At 65.4% G+C, this 15,607-nt stretch carries 17 protein-coding genes; 7 read left to right on the forward strand and 10 right to left on the reverse strand.

The genetic code is table 11. The features are described 5' to 3' along the window. Window positions 1-24: 24 nt before the first annotated feature. The 6 genes from NFJ07_RS16815 (at window position 25) to asd (ending at window position 6,159) form a co-directional block, all read left to right on the forward strand. Window positions 25-2,274, forward strand: a complete 2,250-nt coding sequence (locus NFJ07_RS16815) for an RNA degradosome polyphosphate kinase (RefSeq protein ID WP_269996000.1) — start codon at window positions 25-27, stop codon at window positions 2,272-2,274. An 11-nt stretch (window positions 2,275-2,285) separates the two neighbouring features. Then, window positions 2,286-3,254, forward strand: coding sequence for an NUDIX hydrolase (locus tag NFJ07_RS16820; RefSeq protein ID WP_269996001.1), 969 nt, complete (start codon window positions 2,286-2,288; stop codon window positions 3,252-3,254). 18 nt (window positions 3,255-3,272) lie between these two features. After that, a complete protein-coding gene (locus NFJ07_RS16825) occupies window positions 3,273-4,076 on the forward strand; it encodes a thymidylate synthase (protein WP_269996003.1) in 804 nt (267 codons plus the stop codon). Then, window positions 4,073-4,660, forward strand: a complete 588-nt coding sequence (locus NFJ07_RS16830) for a dihydrofolate reductase (RefSeq protein ID WP_269996005.1) — start codon at window positions 4,073-4,075, stop codon at window positions 4,658-4,660. The genes NFJ07_RS16825 and NFJ07_RS16830 overlap by 4 nt, the downstream gene beginning before the upstream one ends. A gap of 2 nt (window positions 4,661-4,662) precedes the next feature. After that, window positions 4,663-4,887, forward strand: coding sequence for an NF038396 family protein (locus NFJ07_RS16835; protein ID WP_269996007.1), 225 nt, complete (start codon window positions 4,663-4,665; stop codon window positions 4,885-4,887). A gap of 129 nt (window positions 4,888-5,016) precedes the next feature. Then, the gene (asd, locus tag NFJ07_RS16840) at window positions 5,017-6,159 is read left to right on the forward strand and encodes an aspartate-semialdehyde dehydrogenase (protein ID WP_269996008.1); all 1,143 of its coding nucleotides are present in this window, start codon (window positions 5,017-5,019) and stop codon (window positions 6,157-6,159) included. Between the two features lie 81 nt (window positions 6,160-6,240). Here the strand turns inward: asd and NFJ07_RS16845 are convergent, their stop codons facing one another. Next, a complete protein-coding gene (locus NFJ07_RS16845; RefSeq protein ID WP_269996010.1) occupies window positions 6,241-7,359 on the reverse strand; it encodes a winged helix DNA-binding domain-containing protein in 1,119 nt (372 codons plus the stop codon). A 109-nt stretch (window positions 7,360-7,468) separates the two neighbouring features. On the opposite strand from NFJ07_RS16845, the gene NFJ07_RS16850 reads away from it, so the two are divergent. Beyond that, the gene (locus NFJ07_RS16850) at window positions 7,469-7,939 is read left to right on the forward strand and encodes a hypothetical protein (RefSeq protein ID WP_269996012.1); all 471 of its coding nucleotides are present in this window, start codon (window positions 7,469-7,471) and stop codon (window positions 7,937-7,939) included. A gap of 31 nt (window positions 7,940-7,970) precedes the next feature. On the opposite strand, the gene NFJ07_RS16855 is transcribed toward NFJ07_RS16850, so the two are convergent. The 9 genes from NFJ07_RS16855 to NFJ07_RS16895 all read right to left on the reverse strand — a co-directional run. Beyond that, window positions 7,971-9,038: a UDP-N-acetylmuramate dehydrogenase gene (locus tag NFJ07_RS16855; RefSeq protein ID WP_269996014.1), complete on the reverse strand. Its 1,068-nt coding sequence runs from the start codon at window positions 9,036-9,038 to the stop codon at window positions 7,971-7,973. Window positions 9,039-9,167: 129 nt separating this feature from the next. Beyond that, complete coding sequence (locus tag NFJ07_RS16860; RefSeq protein ID WP_269996016.1) at window positions 9,168-10,490, reverse strand: MFS transporter; 1,323 nt, start codon at window positions 10,488-10,490, stop codon at window positions 9,168-9,170. Then, window positions 10,487-10,924, reverse strand: coding sequence for a MaoC family dehydratase (locus NFJ07_RS16865; protein WP_269996017.1), 438 nt, complete (start codon window positions 10,922-10,924; stop codon window positions 10,487-10,489). Before NFJ07_RS16865 ends, NFJ07_RS16860 begins: the two co-directional genes overlap by 4 nt. 2 nt (window positions 10,925-10,926) lie before the next feature. Then, window positions 10,927-11,376, reverse strand: a complete 450-nt coding sequence (locus tag NFJ07_RS16870; protein ID WP_269996018.1) for an FAS1-like dehydratase domain-containing protein — start codon at window positions 11,374-11,376, stop codon at window positions 10,927-10,929. A 55-nt stretch (window positions 11,377-11,431) separates the two neighbouring features. Next, a complete protein-coding gene (locus NFJ07_RS16875) occupies window positions 11,432-12,931 on the reverse strand; it encodes an FAD-dependent monooxygenase (RefSeq protein WP_269996019.1) in 1,500 nt (499 codons plus the stop codon). Window positions 12,932-12,948: 17 nt separating this feature from the next. Further along, complete coding sequence (locus NFJ07_RS16880) at window positions 12,949-13,173, reverse strand: DUF3188 domain-containing protein (RefSeq protein ID WP_269996020.1); 225 nt, start codon at window positions 13,171-13,173, stop codon at window positions 12,949-12,951. 21 nt (window positions 13,174-13,194) lie between these two features. Beyond that, the gene (locus NFJ07_RS16885) at window positions 13,195-14,118 is read right to left on the reverse strand and encodes a DUF2797 domain-containing protein (RefSeq protein WP_442865362.1); all 924 of its coding nucleotides are present in this window, start codon (window positions 14,116-14,118) and stop codon (window positions 13,195-13,197) included. Window positions 14,119-14,129: 11 nt separating this feature from the next. Continuing rightward, window positions 14,130-14,993 carry an HpcH/HpaI aldolase/citrate lyase family protein gene (locus NFJ07_RS16890; RefSeq protein WP_269996021.1) on the reverse strand — a complete coding sequence of 288 codons (864 nt, stop codon included), beginning with the start codon at window positions 14,991-14,993 and terminating at the stop codon, window positions 14,130-14,132. Between the two features lie 131 nt (window positions 14,994-15,124). Next, a partial coding sequence (locus NFJ07_RS16895; RefSeq protein WP_269996022.1) for an HNH endonuclease occupies window positions 15,125-15,607 on the reverse strand: 483 nt, incomplete at its 5' end.

Raw genomic sequence — 15,607 nt, forward strand, 5'->3', positions numbered from 1 at the left:
CCGCGTTGAACGAAGGAGAGCCCGATGAACCCGGACCCGGTCGGAACCACCAAAACCGAGGTCAAGGGCGCAACCTTGCCTCCCCGCTTCGGTTCTTCCGAAGTCCCGGCTGCGCGGGCGACACAGGACCGCATCGACATTCCTGAGTTTGCGCCCTCCCTTGAGCCCGAAGGCGATATCACTCCGGACCGTTTCCTGGACCGGGAACTAAGCTGGCTCGCCTTCAACTCCCGCGTTCTTGAGCTCGCGGAGGATCCGGACCTCTTCCTGCTGGAGCGGGTCAATTTCCTCTCCATCTTTGCCTCGAACCTTGATGAGTTCTTCATGGTGCGGGTTGCCGGCTTGAAGCGCCGCATCGCCACCGGACTCGCGGTGCCCTCCCCCGCCGGGCTGAGCCCCATCGAAGTCCTGGAGCAGATCGGCGATGCCGCCCGAAAGCTGCAGGAACGCCATGCGCGCGTGTTTGCCGAGCAGATCCGCCCCGCTTTGGCCTATGAGCACATTCACCTCATGCGCTGGGACGAACTCGACGACGAGGCCCAGCACCGCTTGAGCATCATGTTCGGCGAGAAGGTCTTCCCGATCCTCACCCCCCTCGCCGTCGATCCTGCCCACCCGTTCCCTTACATCTCCGGTCTCTCCCTCAACTTGGCCGTGATTGTCCGCAACCCCGTGAGCGATAAGGAACTGTTCGCCCGCGTCAAGGTTCCGGACCAGTTGCCGCGGCTCGTCTCGATCGACGGACCGCGTGCCGGCGCTGTCCCGGGCCGCGTGGCACGATTCATCGCGCTCGAAGAGGTCATCGCGGTGCATCTGGACAAGCTGTTCCCCGGAATGGAAGTCATGGAGCACCACAGCTTCCGCGTCACCCGTAACGAGGACGTGGAAGTTGAAGAGGACGACGCCGAGAACCTCCTGCAGGCGCTTGAAAAAGAACTGCTGCGCCGCCGCTTCGGCCCGCCCGTCCGGCTTGAGGTCACCACGGACATCAACCCAAACATCCGTGCGCTCCTGGTGCGGGAACTCGGCGTCGAGGAATCCGAGGTCTACTCCGTTCCGGCGCCGCTGGACCTCCGGGGGCTGTCCGTCATCGGCGGAATCGACCGCGCCGACCTCCACTACCCGAAGCACGTGCCCCACACCTCGCGGTACCTGAACGAATCCGAGACGTCCAAAGCCGCCAACGTCTTCGCGGCAATGCGCCGCCGCGACATCCTGCTGCACCACCCGTACGACTCGTTCTCGACGTCGGTCCAGGCCTTCCTGGAACAGGCAGCCGCCGACCCCAAGGTCCAGGCCATCAAGCAGACCCTGTACCGAACCTCCGGCGATTCCCCCATCGTGGACGCACTGATCGACGCTGCCGAGGCCGGCAAGCAGGTCTTGGCCCTCGTGGAGATCAAGGCCCGCTTTGACGAGCAAGCCAATATCTCCTGGGCCCGCAAACTGGAGCAGGCCGGCGTGCACGTGGTGTACGGCATCGTGGGACTCAAGACGCACTGCAAGTTGTCCCTGGTTGTCCGTCAGGAAGTGGATGGCCTCCGCAGGTACTGCCATATCGGGACGGGCAACTACCACCCGCGGACGGCCCGCTACTACGAGGACCTTGGCCTGTTGACCTCCAATGAGCAGGTGGGCGAGGACCTGTCCAAGCTCTTCAACCAGCTCTCCGGATATGCCCCCAAGTCGACCTTCAAGCGGCTCCTTGTGGCTCCCCGCTCAGTGCGGTCCGGATTGATCGACAGGATCGAAACCGAAATCCGCAACGCCCGCGCGGGAATTGCCGCCAAGGTCCAGATCAAGGTCAACTCCATGGTTGACGAGGCCACCATCGATGCCCTTTACCGTGCGTCACAGGCCGGGGTAAAGGTTGACGTCATTGTCCGTGGCATCTGCTCGCTGCGTCCGGGAGTGCCTGGACTGAGCGAAAACATTACGGTTCGCTCCGTCCTGGGCCGCTTCCTGGAGCACTCGCGCGTGTTTGCGTTCGCCAATGCAAACGATCCCGTGGTGTACATCGGCTCCGCGGACATGATGCACCGCAACCTCGACCGCCGCGTTGAGGCATTGGTGCAGCTCTCCAACCGCGAAGACACCGCCGAGGTCATGGACCTGCTGCGCCGTTACCTGGACCCAGGCACTGCCAGCTGGCATCTCGACAACGAAGGCCACTGGACCAGGTTCCACCAGGCCGAGGACGGCACACCGCTTCTGGACATCCAGTCCTGGCTGCTTGCCTCCCGGTCCCGTCAACGTGCAGTTGCCCGGCGGTAGGCAGCGAAAAGTTGAAGAGCGATACGCCTGTTGAAGACCAGACGGACCATCCCGGGGAGCCGATCGCCGTCACGGCGGCCGGCGCTATTCCTTGGCGCGTCACCAAGGGTGCCCTTGAGGTCCTGCTGATCCATCGGCCCAAGTATGACGACTGGTCCTGGCCCAAGGGCAAGCTTGATTCCGGGGAAACCATCCCGGAGTGCGCCGTTCGCGAGATCAGGGAAGAAATAGGCCTCAAGGCTGCCCTCGGTATCCCCCTTCCTCCGACGCATTACCATGTGGCGGCCGGACTGAAAGTGGTGCACTACTGGGCGATGCAGGTCAACGGGTCCGTCATCAAGCCGGACGGCGAGGAAGTGGACGCCTACATGTGGGCCGCGCCGGACAAGGCGGCCCGGTTCCTGAGCAACCCCACGGACGTGAGCCCGCTCCAGGCGCTGGCGAAGGCGCACCTGAACGGTGAGCTGGAGACATGGCCGCTGATCCTGGTGCGTCATGCCAAAGCCAAGCCGCGGTCTTCCTGGACCAAGGCCGAAGGCAGCAGGCCGTTGGCCGTGACGGGCCTGCGGCAGGCACTCGCGGTGGAGCGGCTTCTGGGCGTGTGGAAGCCCCTCTGGATCGTGAGCAGTCCTTGGGCACGGTGCGTGTCCACCATCGCACCGTACGCCAAGGCGGCCGGAGCCAAGGTGAAACTTGTGGAGGCCTTGACGGAGCACCACCACCAGCGGAGCCCGAAGAAGACGTCCGCCGTCGTCGAGGGCTTGTTCGACAAACAGCGCGGGGTGGCCGTGTGCACCCATAGACCGGCACTCCCCACCATTCTGAAGAAACTTGGCGAGCGCATGGGCCCGGAGCTTCACGAGATGCTGCCCGCCCAGGATCCGTACCTGGCCCCTGGCGAGATGATCGTGTGCCACGTGGCCCGTGGAAACGGCCAGCGCGTAGTGGCCGTGGAACAGATCAAGCCCTTCGACGACTGACTCCAGTAAGCTGGGTGCGTGAGCATCCCAACCCCATATGAAGACCTCCTGCGTGATGTCATGGCCAACGGCACGCACAAGTCGGACCGCACGGGCACCGGCACGCGGAGCGTTTTCGGCCGCCAGCTGCGCTTCGATCTGAGCCAGGGTTTCCCGCTCATCACCACCAAGCGAGTGCACTTCAAATCGCTCGCGCTGGAGCTTCTGTGGTTCCTCCGCGGCGAATCCAATGTGAAATGGCTCCAGGAGCAGGGTGTCAGCATCTGGGATGAATGGGCAGACGCCGACGGCGAACTCGGCCCGGTTTACGGCGTGCAGTGGCGCAGCTGGCCGACCCCCGATGGCGGGCACGTAGACCAGATCGCGGAGCTCATGAAGGGCCTGGCAGCCAACCCGGATTCCCGCCGGCACATCGTCTCGGCATGGAACGTGTCCGAGATCAAGGACATGGCACTGCCGCCGTGCCACGCGTTCTTCCAGTTCTACGTTGCCGACGGCAAGTTGTCCTGCCAGTTGTACCAGCGTTCGGCCGACATGTTCCTGGGCGTCCCCTTCAACATCGCTTCCTATGCGTTGCTGACCTGTATGGTGGCCCAGCAGCTGGGCCTTGAGCCTGGCGATTTCGTCTGGACCGGCGGGGACGTCCACGTTTACGACAACCACGTGGAGCAGGTCACCGAGCAGCTGTCCCGGGAGCCCTACGAGTACCCGCAGTTGCGCTTCGCCCGCAAGCCGGACTCGATCTTCGACTACACCTTCGAGGACTTCGAAGTAGTCGGCTACCGCCACCACCCCTCCATCAAGGCGCCCGTGGCGGTATGAGCATCCACGAAACTCCTGACGCGGAGTCGCCTTCCTCCGGGGAGGCCGCGGAAACGCCCAGCGGAATCGGCCTGGTGTGGGCACAGACCGGCGGCGGAGTGATCGGCAAGGGCGGGACCATGCCCTGGCACGTCCCCGAAGATTTGAAGCACTTCAGCCAGCTGACATCAGGACATCCGGTCATCATGGGCCGGAAAACCTGGGAGTCTTTTCCCGCAAAGTACCGCCCTTTGCCCGGTCGCACCAATATCGTGGTGACCCGGCAACACGGTTGGGCTGACTCGCCCGAAGCAAGTGGCGCCGTCGTCGTCTCCTCCCTTGACGCCGCCCTCCTCGAGTCCCAGTTCGCACCGGGCGGCCAGAACGTCTGGATCATTGGTGGGGGCGAGATTTACCGGCAGTCCATGGACATCGCGAATGTCGCGGTCGTCACGGTCATTGATTCCGACACCGACGGCGACACTTTCGCGCCGGAGTTCGGCGAGGCTTGGAATCTTGAGGCGACGCACCCGGCTGAGGGCTGGCTGACCTCCAAGAACGGCACCAACTACCGGATCGCCACGTGGCGCCGGACGGAAGACTGAGAATGCTGAAGAAACCTGAGACCCTGTTCGTGCTCGGCTACATGTTGTTGCCGCTCTTCGCGCTCTTGTCCGCGATCGTTGGGCTCACCATGATCCTGGGCGGCAACAAGATCCTGGGGATCATCGTCCTGGTGGTGGTGACCCAGGTCTTCGCATTTGGCGCGTTTTACGCCCTGCGCGCCCGCAAGACAGCCCTGCTGGAAGAGCCCGACGCCTCACCCAAGTAACTCGTCCCCTTACCCAACTAGCTCGCATTAGTTGTCGTTTTGAGCCGTCACAACGACAACAACTGCGAGCTAGTTGGGTCGTGACGTAACCGACAGCGGCCGGGAGCCGCGAAAGTCTACACTTGTTCAATGACTACAGCAGCTAATCCGTCCGTTGGACTGGTCGGTTGGCGTGGCATGGTCGGCTCCGTCCTGATGCAGCGCATGCAGGAAGAGGGCGACTTCGCCAACATCAACCCGGTATTTTTCTCCACCTCGAACGCTGGAGGTGCCGCGCCGTCATTTGCTGACGGCGCAGGCAAGCTCGAAAACGCGTTCGATATTGAGACTCTTGCCAAGCTGCCGATTATTGTGACCGCCCAGGGTGGCGACTACACGAAGCAAGTCCACGGTGAGCTTCGCGGCCGTGGCTGGGATGGGCTTTGGATCGACGCCGCGTCCACGCTGCGCATGAACGACGACTCCATCATCGTGCTGGACCCCATCAACCGCGACGTCATCGACGCAGGTCTGTCCGGCGGCGTGAAGGACTACATCGGCGGCAACTGCACGGTCTCCTGCATGCTCATGGGACTCGGCGGCCTGTTCAAGAACAACCTGGTCGAGTGGGGTACCTCCATGACCTACCAGGCGGCCTCCGGCGGCGGCGCCCGCCACATGCGCGAACTGCTCAACCAGTTCGGCACCCTTAACAACGAAGTCAGCAGCGAACTGGACGATCCCGCCTCCGCGATCCTGGAGATCGACCGCAAGGTCCTGGCGACCCAGCGCTCCGGCGTCGACGCCACCCAGTTCGGCGTTCCGCTGGCCGGCTCCCTGATCCCGTGGATCGACGCCGACCTCGGCAACGGCCAGTCCAAGGAAGAGTGGAAGGCCGGGGTGGAAACCAACAAGATCCTTGGCACGGGCAACGGAAAGCCGGGCAAGGACCATGTGGTCATGGATGGCCTCTGCGTCCGTATCGGCGCCATGCGCTCCCACTCCCAGGCATTGACGCTCAAGCTGCGCGAGGACCTGTCCGTCGCCGAAATCGAGAAACTCCTGGACGCTGACAACGAGTGGGCCAAGGTTGTGCCCAACACCAAGGAAGCCTCCATGGCGGACCTCACACCGGTGGCTGCCTCCGGCACCTTGGAGATCCCTGTGGGCCGTATCCGCAAGCTTGAGATGGGCCCTGAATACATCAGCGCCTTCACCGTGGGCGACCAGCTCCTCTGGGGCGCTGCCGAGCCGCTGCGTCGCATGCTGAAGATCGCTACCGGCACCCTCTAGGCGCCCGCTTTTCAACTGACTCGCAGTTGATGTCGTTTTGAGCGCTCATAACGACATCAACTGCGAGTCAGTTGGGGCCCCTCAACTCTCCATGAACCGCAGGTACTTCGCGGCCTGGAGTTCGAAGGACCGCTTGGCTGCCGGACTCAGGCCTTCCGGGGCGAACGGTTCAGGCACGACGACGGCGCTCCGGCCGGTGCCGCTGCGGGACCAGGTGCCCACCACTTCGCCGCCGGACACGATCATCCGCTTGAAGACACCGTTGCCGCCCGGAACGACCTTCTGGAAATGCTCCGGGGGCAGGACAAGACTGCGGTCCGTATACCCGAGCAGGAATTCATCGAATCCCGGCAAGGCGAGGACCGTCCGCGAGCCGGGGACGCCGTCGTCGAGCAGTGCTGCCGTCTGGGGCGACAGCCAATAGGACGTTCCCTGGAAGACGAGCTCAACAAGTTGGCTGCGAATAGCCTCGTGGGCTGCCTTGACCTCGGCTTTGGGAATCTGGGTCCACCACGCGAAGTCAAGGAGCGTGGCCGGTCCGTGGCTGCGTATATACCTGAGCAGGAATTCGGCAATCCCCTCTTCACGGCCCAACGCCTTGGATTCCGGAATCCACTCATCGAAGGCCACGAACAGTTGCTGTCCAAGGGCTTTGCCCGCGGTGCCCGCCGGAGGTCCTTGGACCAACCACGCGTTCTGGCACAGGATCCAGAGCAAATGGATGCCACGTTGGGCCGCGGTCACTTGGCCAGCGGATTCGAAGATCTTGAAAAGTTCCTCGCGAGTGGCGCCTGGGCTGCCGGCGACGCGTTCAAGGGCAAGCTCCCGGCACATGGCGACGTCGGCCTCTTCGATACCGAGCTCCCGGTGCCGTGTGGCAACCGAACGCATGGATCGATCTGTGGTGATGGCCAGGATCCAGCGCAAGTCCTGCGGTGGAACCAGGTGAAGCGTGCCACGCATGGGCCAGGACCGGACCACTGTGCCGTTCTCCAGCGCTTCCAACACCTTCGAGAGGCCGGAACCGGGGACTCGCTGCCCCACCGCCCAGAACGCCGAGGCGAGGTCTTGAGCCTGCATGGCGCCCATCCTGGAGACGCATTCCTCCGGGCTGCTGAATCCCCCAAGCAATCCTTGACTGGCAAGGCGCAGCCTGCCCATGACTTTGGGAGTGACGCGGATCTTCGCCGAAGCTGCCATGGCCCCATCATAGGCCGCACGGCGGACAGCTTCGGTCCTCAATAGCACGCTGGAGGAACTCCCATGCCGCTCACAGGGGCCTTCCAGCGGGCCCTCCTACGCTAAGGGAATGCTGTTCGGTGAGTTAGGTCCGCTGCTGCGGCCGCTCAGCCGGCGGTTAGCGGCCGCTGGTTGGTGCGCCGCCGCCGTCGGGCTTGTGTGCGGCTTGGCAATAGCTGTTGGTGCGGGGGTTCGGTTGTCCCCGTCGATGCAGGCCGTCCAAGCGGTGGGACTCGCCGCCACTGGCGCCGCAGCCCTCCTCCTGGGCCTTGCTGCCGCGTGCCAGCCATCGTCCGATCGGCACGTCGACGATCCCGAACCAGGGTTCCAGACCGGCGCGAGCGATCAAGTGCGCAGCTTCCTGCTTGCCGCCATCGTCATGCTCCTGGGGGTGGCAGGCTTCGCGGCAGCCGGCTGGATTTCGCCCGGCGGTCCGTCGCCGCAAAGCATAGCGTTCAGCCAGATCTTCCTCTTGGGGGCAGCCAGCTGCGGGCTGACGTTCCTGCTGCTCAACAAGGTCCTCCCGACCGGAAAGCGCTGACGCGGGTTCCTCGCGGGTTCCTCGCGGGCTCCTACAGGGCCAAACCGATGAGTAGCGGCTCCGGATGCAGTTCAATGCCAAAACGCTCGACGACGCCGCTGCGCACCTCGCGCGCGATCGCCACCATGTCCTCCGCGCTGGCTCCTCCCCGGTTGGTGATGGCCAGGGTGTGTTTGGTGGACAGCGAGGCTCGGCCGCCGGAGACGCTCGCGGGATCGAGTCCGAAGCCCTTTCCGAAGCCGGCCTGGTCGATCAACCAGGCTGCCGACAACTTCACGAGGCCATCGCTTCCAGCCGGGTACTGCGGCGCTCCCTCGGGCAGCGATGCAGCCGCGGTGGCCGGAACAATCGGGTTGGTGAAGAAGGAACCCGTGGAGTACGTGTCCCTGTCCGAAGCATCCAGGACCATGCCCTTGGAGGCACGCAGCCGCAGGACTTCGCGCCGCACGTCGTTGGAATACGCGCGCTTCCCGGCCTCGACCCCGAGGGACCGGGCTAGCTCCGCATACCGGATGGCTGCGCTCATGCGTCCGAGCGGCAGCTGGAATTCAACCGTCAGCACCACGTAACGGGGTGAGCCCTCGGTGGTGGTCTGTTTGAGGATGGAGTCCCGGTAGCCGAACTTGAGCTCGGAGTTGGTGAAGGTCTGCACGGCGTTGCGTTCGCGGTCCCAGGTACGGACGGCGGCGATGGTCTGGGAGACGTCGGCACCATAGGCGCCCACATTCTGTACAGGAGTGGCGCCCGTGGCTCCGGGGATGCCGGAGAGCGCTTCCAGCCCGGACCACGCGTGCAGCACGGAGTGCTCCACGAGGGCGTCCCAGTTGTGCCCGGACTGGACCACCACGGAGACTCCCCCGCAACTATCTTCCGAGTTGACGGTGAAGCCCTGCGAGGCGATCTTTAGCACGGTTCCCGGGTAGCCGGCGTCGGAGATCAGGAGGTTGGATCCCCCGCCGATGATCAGCAGTTTCTCGCCGGCAGCGTCCGCCGAGCGGACGGCGTCGATGATTTCCCCTTCGGTGCGGGCCTCCACAAAGGTGCCGGCAGGGCCACCAACGGCGGCCGTGGTCAGTTCGGAGAGCATCGTCTGGGTCACCAAACAAGCCTAGCGGGGATTGCCTGCCCTAGCCGACTCAGGGATTTGCCGGCTCAGGGACCCGCTCAGGCGCGCGCCGGCTCAGGCGCGCGCCGGCTCAGGCGCGCGCCGGCTCAGGCGTGCGCCGGCTCAGGCGTGCGCCGGTTCAGGCGCGCGCTTCCGCGAAACGGGCGCCAGGAAGAAGCTCGCGACGAGCAGGACCAGGACGGCGAGCAAGGAATGCAGGATGCCGAAGTGCTCCGCCAGCAAGCCCAAGAGTGGCGGACCGCAAAGGAAAGCCCCATAGCCGATCGTGGAGACGACCGAAACCCGGGCCGCGGCGTGCGCTGGATCGTCCGCGGCGGCGGACATGCCCACCGGGAACCCCAAAGAGGCACCCAGTCCCCAGATGGCCAGGGCCGCGAAGGCGAGCCACGGCACCGGTGCGAAGACAAAGAGTGCCAGCCCCACCACGGCCGTAGCCGAACACCAACGCATCACGGGCACGCGGCCGAAGCGGTCCAGGACCACCGTCCCGGCAAAGCGGCCCACAGTCATGAACGTCACGAAGATCCCATAGCCGATGGCTCCGGCAGCGTCGGATTGACCGTGGCCATCCGCCAACGCCAAGGCCACCCAGTCCCCCGCCGCGCCCTCAGCCAGGGCGAGCCCAAGGACGAGCAATCCAAGCAGGAGGGTCCGGCTTTCGCGCCATGCCCGGGCCACCATGCGCTTGCTGTCCAATGGTTCGGCCGGTCCCTGCTGGCCCGGCTGGATGATGGTCAAGGGGCCGGTTGAAGGATCTTCGAAGGTGTCCGGCTTTTCGGGCTTGAAGGCCTTGGCGGTACCTCGTGCGGTGGAATGGCGGGTGGCGTCCGCACGGAACCAGGCAGCAGCAGTCACCACCGAGACGGCGACCACCAGGCCGGCCGCAGCGAGATGCCAGAAGACCGGCAGTCCTGCGGCGGCGGCCCAAGCGCCGAGCCCTGCGCCCGCAACGGTGCCCAGGCTGAAGGATCCGTGGAGACGCGGCATGATGTGCCGTTCAAGGGCGCGTTCCAGTGACGCTCCCTCTACATTGGATGCCGTGTTCCAGCTGGCTGTGCCGAGGCCGATCACCATGAGTCCAAGCGCCACCACCACTGGGTTTGCCAGCACAGACGTGCCAAAACCGGCGACCGCCAGGCCTAGGCCCACCATGGCGCCGCCGATCCGCGTGGTCAGCCGTGATCCGAGCCGGATCACGATCACCCCTGATGCAGACACGGAGAGGAACGATGCCACGGTCATGCACATCAGCAGGAGGCCTACCGTGCCCGGCGTCAGGTTCAGGCCATCGCGGATCGCGGGCAACCGGGAGACCCACGACGAGAAGGCCAGGCCGCTGGCACCGTACGCGGCCACCACAGCATTGCGCCACCGCGACAATTCGGCCGCGGTGGCGCGAGGTGCTGATTGTTGCAGCTGGCTCAAGCGAGCTTCACAACGGCCTGGGACTTCATCAGGACCTTCTGGCCGGCAAAGGTGACGGTCAGGTCGATGCGCGCGGTGCGGGCTTCGGCGTCGAGCGCTCCCACCACTCCGGCAACCTCGATCACGGCGCCGGGCTCGCTGGTACCGGTGGTATCGGTGACCAGCACCGGTTTGGTGAAGCGCGTCTGGTAGTCGACGACGGCGGCGGGGTCGCCGGCCCAGTCGCTCACCAATTGCACGGCGGAGCCCATGGTGAACATACCGTGGGCGATGACTCCGGGAAGTTCGACGCCGGTGGCGAAGGATTCGTTCCAGTGGATCGGGTTGAAGTCGCCGGACGCGCCGGCGTACTTGACCAGGTCCTGGCGCGTGACCTCGATGCTGCGGGTGCCGATTTCCTGCCCGACGGCGAGTTCTTCAAGTTTCAAGCTCATGGCTACTGTCCCTCTCCGCGGACCAGGATGGACGAGGTGGTGGTGGCGACGCGCTCGCCGTCTGCAGCGGTGATTTCCGAACGCGTGGTGATCATGGCCCCGCCGCCCATGGCGCGGACGCCGTCGACGTGCAGTTCGGCCCGCAACTGATCCCCGGCAACGATCGGGCGGTGGTGGGTGAAGCGCTGGTCGGCGTGCACCACGCGGCTGAAGTCAATCCCGGAATCGGGGTCCTCGATCAGCTGGGCATCGGCCCGCTGGGCGACAATGATGGCGAAGGTCGGCGGGGCGACGAGGTCGCTGTGGCCAAGCGCTTTGGCGGCTTCGACGTCGAAGTGTGCGGGGTGCGTGGCCTTCACGGCCCGGGCGAACTCACGGATCTTTTCGCGGCCGACGTCGTACACCTCTGAGGCAGGGTAGCTGCGGCCCTGCAAATCCGGGTTAATAGTCATGATCCAACCCTATCGGCCCGGGACGTGTCTCCGGATTAGTGTCGAAGCCTGGCCGCTACTCCGCGGTAGGCGGTCCGAACCACGTTGCGAGCGCGTCGGCAAGGCCCAGCTGTTTACGGTCGCCCACCCAGGCCACATATCCGTCGGGCCGAATCAACAGGGCGGTGGGAGGAGACACTGTGCCGAGTGCCGGAAGCTCCCAGGTACCGAGGTATGTGGCGTCGATCAACTGAACGCGGTCTGCCCACGGCGTGATGTCGATGCCGCCAGGCTCGCCAAGGTTGAGGAGCGCCGGCCGGGCATCGTGCAGCAGGCTGAAGACGCGCATCGGGCCGCCCGGGCTGACGAGGTCGAGATCGGGCATGCGGCGACCGAGCAGCGGATGCCCCTCGCCGACGTCGTAATGTACATCGAGGCCGGACTGCATCGCGGCGAAGCGCTTGCGCGGTTCCTCCATGCCGAGGAGCTCGGCAATGACCTCGCCCACGGCTTTCGTGCGCTCGTCCGGGCGGCGAAGCGCGACACTCGCCATCGTGTTGCGCAGCACGCGGGCGGCGACCGGGTGGCGCTCGGCATGGTAGGTGTCGAGGAGGCTTTCCGGCGATGTCCGCTTGACCACCTGGGCCAGCTTCCAGCCCAGGTTCACTGCATCCTGCACACCGGTGTTGAGGCCCTGTCCGCCGTCGGGGGCATGCACGTGCGCGGCGTCGCCGGCGAGCAGGACTCGCCTGTCGCGGTAGCTCGCGGCCTGCCGGGTCATATCGGTGAATCTGGAGATCCAAATAGGACTGTGGACCCCGTAATCCGTCCCGCATACGGCGATGAGCGCCTCGCTCAGGTCATGAAGGGTAGGTTCGCTCGCGGGTCCGACGTGCTCTTCGGTCACCATGACCCCCACGGGCCCGCCGTCCGCGTAGACCACCTTGCCGTCGAGAATCTTGTAATCCAGCTTGCCGAAGGAGTGGATTCCGAAAGCATTGGGGTGGACGCCCAAGGGCGGCTGCTCGGCCATCTCGACCTGGGCGATCAGGGCGCTGGTGGTCGGATCCCAACCGGGGAACTCGATGCCGGCCGCCTTGCGGACCAGGCTGCGTCCGCCGTCGCACCCGACGAGGTATTCCGCGCGCAACGCCTCGCCGCCGGACAGCGCGACGTCCACGCCGGCGTCGTCCTGCACGAAACCGGTCACCTCGCGTCCGTAATAGATCGGCACCGCCAGCTCGGCGACCCAGCCGGCCAGTATGCGCTCGATGTGGTTCTGCCACAGCCCGAGCCCGTAGTTGTGCCGTGTGGGAAAGTCGCTGATGTCAAAACGGACGCCGGCGAACCCCGCGACCTGGGCTACCTGCCCCTCGGACAGGAACCGATCAGCGATTCCGCGCTGATCGAGGACCTCGATGGTGCGTGAGTGCAAACCGCCTGCACGTGAACCGGCCAGATCCTGGTTTGCACGCCGCTCGACAATCGCGACGTCGACGCCCGCCAACGCCAGCTCGCCCGCCAACATCAGCCCTGTGGGGCCTCCTCCGGCGATCACCACCGCATGCTTGGTCATCGCCACACTCCGGCAGGCTACTTCTTCAAGCCCTTGCGGACCCGCTGTCCGCGGACCACCATGCCCACGACATGCAGGACCAGGCCGAGCCCGATCACGAACAAGGAGGTTACCGCGAGGCCTTGGTTATGGGAGATGTTGCCGATGATCGTGAGGATGATCCCGACGGCGATAAGCCCCATCGCGCCGAAAACCAGCGTCTTGTAGGTGGCAGAGGCCGTGGCCCAGAATTCGTTCAGCACCACCCAAGTTTAGGGCACTTGTCAGAACAGTGAGTCCTGCAGGGCCGGAATCTCCGTCCGGTAGTTTCCGGATTCGATCCGTCGCCCCTTCAAGCGGCCCAGGTCCGCCACGAATTCACCGCTGTCTCCAGGCAGTGTTGCCAAGGCAATCCCTCCGGAGATGGACTCCACGGCCAGGCCGTGCTCACCGCCGTCGAACGCTGCGGGATACGCATGCCGACGTCCGGGACCACACAGCGCATCCGCGAACGCGGGGCGGTTCCACTCTTCCTCCACAGTCGAGAACCCGCCCAGGGCTATGCCATCCAAGAGCTCCCGGATGCTCGCCGCAACTCGCTTGTTGATGGAGGAAAGCTCGACGTCGGGACGCGGCTCCAGCAGGGCCGCTGCCTTCGCGGAGGCGCGGACGAGCTGGACGATGCCGAGTTCGCTTGTCACGAGATCCTCCAGCAGGCGGACAATACGGCCGTCGTCGGCGTGCGCCACATAGGACGCGTGAACCGCACCCTGCTCCGCGAGCCGGTTCCACTTCCGCGGTGCCGAGGCCGTGCCGACCTTGGTGGCGCCGTTGGCGAACGTCGCCGCATACAGCCAATGAGGTTGCATCAGGTAGGCGCGCAGCCCTGGGGGCACGGCACCGCCCCGGTGGAAGTCGTGCATGAGCCGCGAATCTTCGCGCGCAAAGCAGCGGCCACATTGCTTTCCCCGTTCAGCGGGAGCGCTGTCGGGGCACGGGAAATGGGTGCGCTCACCCGGGCCGTGAATCTTGGTGTGGCCCAGGCACCAGAGGCCCTCCGCGACGCGGAAGCCCAGCGGAGCGCCTTGGACCAGCGGAACTGAACTGAGCCCACCGGAAGCCGACTGCAGCCGCAATGCCGGCAGCCCGGCGTCGGGGGCTGCGTCCCCGGGCGGCGGACCGTCCCAGGTGACGCCGTGGACCAGCACCGAAGTTGCCCTTACAGGGAGGGTTGGACCCCGAAGGCCACGGCGAGCTTCATGATCTTTTCGGCGCGGCCCAGGCGCGGGAGGTCGGAGCCGTCGCGGATGACCCTGCCGTTGGCTTCGAAGTCGTTCATGAAGTCGGTTGCCCAGGCGACATCCGACGGTGTGGGGCTGATGACCTCGTTGATGACCGTGGTCTGGTCGATGGCCAGGCAGAGCTTGCCGGTCATGCCCATGGTCACCGTGATGCCGGTCTGCTCCCGCAGGATCGGGTGGTTGGTGCCGACGGTGGGGCCGTCGATGGGGCCCGGCAGGTTGCCCACGCGGCTGGCGACAACAAGCTTGGCACGCGGGTAGGCCATCGCCTCGGGCGTGGCGGCCATGCCGGTGTCCCGGCGGAAGTCGCCCGAACCGAAGGCCAGGCGGAAGGCACCCTGGGCGCGGGCGATGTGGTTGGCTTCCTCGATGCCGAGGGCCGACTCCACGAGGGCGACCACCGGAGTCTTGCCGTCCATGCGGTGGAAGGATTCGGTGACCTGGTCCGCGGACTCGGTCTTGGCCAGCATGACGCCCAACAGGCCGGGCGTGCCACGCAGACCGGCGAGGTCATCGGCCCAGAACGGGCTTGTGGCGTCGTTGATGCGGACCCAGGCCTGGCCGCCGGCCGTCAGCCAGTTGATGACATTGTCGCGGGCGATGTCCTTCTGGGACGGGTCCACAGCGTCTTCGATGTCAAGAATGATGGCGTCCGCGCGCGATGAGGCCGACTGGTCGAAAAGCTCCGTCTTCATGGCGTTCACGAGGAGCCAGGAGCGGGCGATGTCGGCGGGAATTCTGCGGGTGGACCGAATGGACTCGGCGGCGGTGCTAGACGTCATGTATCTACCGTATCCGTCCTGCCGCCAGGAACGCTAAGAATAGGGCACCGGTGTGAGCATCAATACGAACAAAACGATTGTGACCACTCATTGGCACTCGGCCGGAGCCCGCTGCGGACGCTCGCCCGTGCCTAAGCTGGTTGGCGTAGTTCCGGTCGGTGGCGCCCGCGAAACAGGTCCCCGAAATAGTGTGCCGCCATGGCGGGTGGGTCTCCGTTCACGTGCGTTCCTGGCAGGGGCGGGGCCGTGGAACGGTAGGTATGTCCGGTGGGGGTGCGGATTTCTAAGACGTGCCGTCTCCCGACACCGGTTTTTGCTGCTCCGGGTCGTTGAGCTCCGGCTCGTGGAGCTCCGGTTCGGGCTGCCCAGCCGTTGAGTTCTTTGGTGTGGTTGCAGGCTTCGCACAAGCCGGCGCCGTTGGCCTGGCTGGTGGGTCCGCCGTCGTGCCAGGGGATGATGTGGTCGAAATGCCGGATGGGTGCGTCGCAGTACGGGGTGCGGCAAGTGTCGTCACGGGCCTGGATGAAGCGCCGCAGCCCGGGCGGGTAGAGCCGCGCCCTCGAATCGGCGCCGACAAGGTCCCCGCTTCCCGGAGCGGTGTACAGGCGCCGGAG

Source organism: Arthrobacter sp. B2a2-09 (genome assembly GCF_027587375.1).
In the GTDB taxonomy this organism is placed as follows: domain Bacteria; phylum Actinomycetota; class Actinomycetes; order Actinomycetales; family Micrococcaceae; genus Arthrobacter.

Coding starts and splice junctions, on each gene's coding strand:
- NFJ07_RS16815 (WP_269996000.1), top strand. CDS start 25: ATGAACCCGGACCCGGTCGGAACCACCAAAACCGAGGTCAAGGGCGCA.
- NFJ07_RS16870 (WP_269996018.1), bottom strand. CDS start 11,376: ATGACTATTAACCCGGATTTGCAGGGCCGCAGCTACCCTGCCTCAGAG.
- NFJ07_RS16890 (WP_269996021.1), bottom strand. CDS start 14,993: ATGACGTCTAGCACCGCCGCCGAGTCCATTCGGTCCACCCGCAGAATT.
- NFJ07_RS16830 (WP_269996005.1), top strand. CDS start 4,073: ATGAGCATCCACGAAACTCCTGACGCGGAGTCGCCTTCCTCCGGGGAG.
- asd (WP_269996008.1), top strand. CDS start 5,017: ATGACTACAGCAGCTAATCCGTCCGTTGGACTGGTCGGTTGGCGTGGC.
- NFJ07_RS16835 (WP_269996007.1), top strand. CDS start 4,663: ATGCTGAAGAAACCTGAGACCCTGTTCGTGCTCGGCTACATGTTGTTG.
- NFJ07_RS16850 (WP_269996012.1), top strand. CDS start 7,469: ATGCTGTTCGGTGAGTTAGGTCCGCTGCTGCGGCCGCTCAGCCGGCGG.
- NFJ07_RS16865 (WP_269996017.1), bottom strand. CDS start 10,924: ATGAGCTTGAAACTTGAAGAACTCGCCGTCGGGCAGGAAATCGGCACC.
- NFJ07_RS16875 (WP_269996019.1), bottom strand. CDS start 12,931: ATGACCAAGCATGCGGTGGTGATCGCCGGAGGAGGCCCCACAGGGCTG.
- NFJ07_RS16845 (WP_269996010.1), bottom strand. CDS start 7,359: ATGGCAGCTTCGGCGAAGATCCGCGTCACTCCCAAAGTCATGGGCAGG.